Source organism: Bacteroides sp. An19, assembly GCF_002160215.1.
GTDB classification, from domain to species: domain Bacteria; phylum Bacteroidota; class Bacteroidia; order Bacteroidales; family Bacteroidaceae; genus Phocaeicola; species Phocaeicola intestinalis.
Map to the genome: position 1 here is coordinate 1 of NZ_NFKD01000117.1, position 4,066 is coordinate 4,066.

The following is a 4,066-nucleotide window of genomic DNA, read 5'->3' on the forward strand; positions in this document are numbered from 1 at the left end:
ACGATTTGAGTTTTTTAATTTATAAATTAAATTTTATTTGTTATGAGAAAAAAGTATTTAAGTGCACTGCTGTTCGGAGCGCTTTTGTTCGCTTCGGCAGGAACTTTTACCTCTTGTAAGGATTATGATGATGACATCAATAACCTGCAACAGCAAATCACTTCTAACAAGGATGCAATCGCAGCCTTGCAGAAGCTGGTAGGCGAAGGCAAGTGGGTATCATCGGTTACTCCTATCGAAAATGGTTTCACTGTAACCATGAACGACGGTACTACACAGAACATCACCGGCATCAACGGTGAAGACGGAAAACCGGGTACTGTCATCACGCTTGACCCCACTACCAATAACTGGATCATTGACGGTGTAGACACCGGCGTTTGCGCTAAAGGTGAAAAAGGTGACAAGGGTGACCAAGGCGAACAAGGTCCTGCTGGTGAGCAAGGTCCTGCTGGCGAAGCTGGCGAACAAGGTCCTGCAGGTGAAGCCGGAGAACCGGGCAAGTCTCCTTACATCGACAAGGAAACAGGCAACTGGTTTGTTTGGGAATGGGACGAAGCTACAAGCGAATACAAGGCTGTTGACTCAGGCGTATACGCAGGCTCTACCCAAATCTATGTAGTAGAAAAAGAAGGTTTCATCGAACTGAACGTAGACGGAACGGCTTACTTGTTGCCTACCACTTCTGACGCTTACAATGTTGAAGCCCCAGTTCCTTCAGTTTATGTTACAACAGAATATGCAAAATGGAATCCTGTAACTACTAACGCTGATTATCAGAAAATTCTTAAAGCTTTCCCTGAATTGGCAGAATTGAAGAAAGATCAGCATATTAAACAAGGTGGAGAACTTCCTGTGCTTGTTACTCCTTCTAATATAGATTTAACAGATGGATTTAAGTTTAGTGTACAAACTCTGAATGATGGAGTTATAGATGGAATTACAGTTTCAAATCCACAAAAAGGTCTGTCTGATAATTGGGAAATTTCGGGAATATATATGTACAGCAGATCTGCTTCTGCAGAAGATTGCTATTGGACACTGCAGGTTGAACAGGAACTTGACGGTAATAATTATATTACAACAAAAGATAAACCAGCAGCTTTAGTTGTTGAAAATGCAAACGGTAAAGTTGTCAAGACTCCATTTGCATATACAATCTATGCACCTCAAGAAATCACAAATAATGTTGATATCTTCGCAGGTGATAAAGCTAAATTCTCATCGGAAATAGACCTGCTTTCACCAGCTGATGAAAACAGTAAAGCTCCTATATATTTTGTAAATGAGTATAAAGGAAAATATATTATTACATTGGCAAATCAGTTACAAGTAGAAAAATATGGATTGTCTATAAAAGACGGACATAAACTTGTTATTGCTAATCCTGGAAATGAAACAGAGATTAGTGTTGATGTAAATGTTATTGCATTGGGTCTTAATGGAAAAACAGATAGCGACAAAGTAACTGTAAAAATAGAAAATTCTATTTCTGCTACTGGCAGCTTGTCTTCTAAAGATAATGTAGTTTTATCTACTACCAAAGTAAGCAATAATATTTCTACAATAGGTCAATATATCCAATGGAACTTTGAGGAATTAGGCTTCACTACTGCTACTCAGAAAGATACATTCTTGAAAGCTTCTAAAAAGAATATAGTTTTAGTTGACAAAGATAACCGGGAAATCGAATATACATTCGATGTAGTTGATGCTCAAGGTGCTTCTACAACAGACTATAGCAAAGCTAAGACAATTAGATTTATTTTGCCTTCTGCTGATGTACTGCCTGGAGATTATAAGATTATCCTAACTGCTGAAAATTCTACTACAGTAGTATATAAGACAGAAACTACAATGAACGTATCTAATCCTTCAGTGGATACGATGTTTAAACTAGCTTCTGGATATACAGAAAATGGAGTAATGCAGGCTGTTGGAACAGTATCTGGTAATGTTGTAAGCTTTGAATTGGTAAATGGCATTGTAGTACCTGCTTATGCATCATTAGTAGAATATGTCGATTTGAATCACTCTGCTTACAATGAATCAGACGGATCTGATAGTTGGGGTTCTGTTAATTGGATTAATGGTGCTAACTTAAATGTAGCTCCTGAAGGCGTAAGAACATCAGAAGGAACTAACCATTTGTATAAGAAACGTAACATCAGGGCAGTTTATAGCCTATTTGGTAATGCTGACAATAAGGTTAACTTTGACTTTGAGGTAGAAGTTAAGAGTGCGGTATATAGTAGTGAACCAACAACAGTTGTTACTATTGATGGAACTAAGCTTACTCTTGATAGTAAGAAAACTTCTGTTGATATAGCTTCAATTACTAAGGCTGTTCTTGCTGCTGGAACAAAAGCCGGTACAGAATATAATCTGTTTACAGTACCTGGTGGCCAGAGAACTGATTCATATACTAACTATACAGATGTTTCTTCTATTTCCGCAACATCTGGTGAAGTTTATGTTACCGATGCTAATGGCTTGCCTATCGAAATTGAATTAGAAGACATGAAGAATTTCGGATTCTCTGCTGATGCAATTATTGATGCATCTTCAAGCAACCCTTCACAGAAATATTATCTTGTAAGAAATACTACCGCTGGAGAGTATCAGGGCGTAATTTCATACGGTGAATTGTTTATGTCTCTCTTAGTAGGTGGATATTATGAAAATGTTAATGGTACAGCTGGTTCTGATGGAAAAGATGGTTACAAGCGTACAGATAAGAAGGCTGAAGGCGATGCTGCTACTCTGTTGTCACTGTTCGAAAAGTATTCTGCTAAAATCAAGTACAATTCTGTTGGAAAAGTTACAGTAAATGTTCCTGCTAAATCATATTCAACTGAATATTTGAAAGCAAATTCCGTTGTTGAATTTACTAACAAATTAGAGGCAGAGAAATATGCAGCATTGAATGGTACTACTTTGTCACGTGACTTCAAGACTGGAGTTGATATTCCTGAAGGTCAGGTTAAGGTATCACTTCAGATTGTAATTAAAGATAATTGGGGTATGACAATGAAAGTTCCATTTGAAGCAGTAATCAAACAGTAATATAGATAAGCTGTTATATAAAAAAAGAGGATGCAAAAGCATCCTCTTTTTTATTTATAGGTACGCTCGGCATGAGTATTAGCTAACGGGTGCAAGTCCCCAATGAGCCCTAATAGCGGGAATCATATAGCTAAAAGCAAGGGTGTCCATCGTGAGGTGGAATCTGAAGGAAGCTGGCGGCAAACATCTGGTCTGACGAACAGAAACTTCATATAAGGCATGTGACCGTGGGCAAGGTTGCCCAACAAACCAAAGCCCTATCGCTATTCGGAACGGTTAATGTAGATGAAGCAGACATAAGATGGAAAGTTAATACCCTTATCCGAGGAGATCTCACGGACGCATGAGAATAGAGAAAAAAAATCGAAATCAGCGGAGTAAAGCTTGCCGTGAGAAGTCAGCAGAAGTCATAGTAGCAAACGAGCCGATAGGTTTGTGAAGGACTGAACCTAATAATTAAACGATAGTAATAGAAACATACCTAATGAAAGAACGAATGCAGAAAACATTATCCGAAGTTAATGACTGCCCTCAAAGAGATAGGTCGGAAACCGAATGGTATGAGGGAGTGCAGACTTTCATGTGGATATGTGAAGACAACATCGTGGAAGTACCATTCGACAAGGAACACCTTTTCGAGCAAATCCTGAGTCCTGCGAATCTAAACCGAGCCTATAAGGCAGTGATTGGTAACAAGGGCTGTGGCGGTATCGACAAGATGTCATGTGAACAATTGTTTTCATGGCTATCAGCCAATAAAGATGCGCTCATCCGTTCCTTGATGGACGGTTCTTACCGTCCGAACCCCGTCAAAAGGGTAGAAATCCCGAAGGACAATGGCAAGATGCGCCTTTTAGGAATCCCCACTGTGGTAGACCGTATGGTGCAACAAGCCATTAACCAGGTTCTGACCCCTATCTATGAGTGCCAATTCTCGAGGAGAAGCTACGGCTTCCGTCCAAGAAGAGGTTGTCATGACGCACTGCGAGGGGCGCAAGAA

At 39.4% G+C, this 4,066-nt stretch carries 2 protein-coding genes; both read left to right on the plus strand.

The features are described from left to right. Nucleotides 1-42: 42 nt before the first annotated feature. Nucleotides 43-3,066, plus strand: coding sequence for a collagen-like protein (locus B5F25_RS22675; RefSeq protein WP_162614471.1), 3,024 nt, complete (start codon nucleotides 43-45; stop codon nucleotides 3,064-3,066). Between the two features lie 484 nt (nucleotides 3,067-3,550). Next, nucleotides 3,551-4,066: reverse transcriptase domain-containing protein (locus B5F25_RS20605; RefSeq protein WP_087251716.1), on the plus strand; the 516-nt coding region annotated here is incomplete at its 3' end.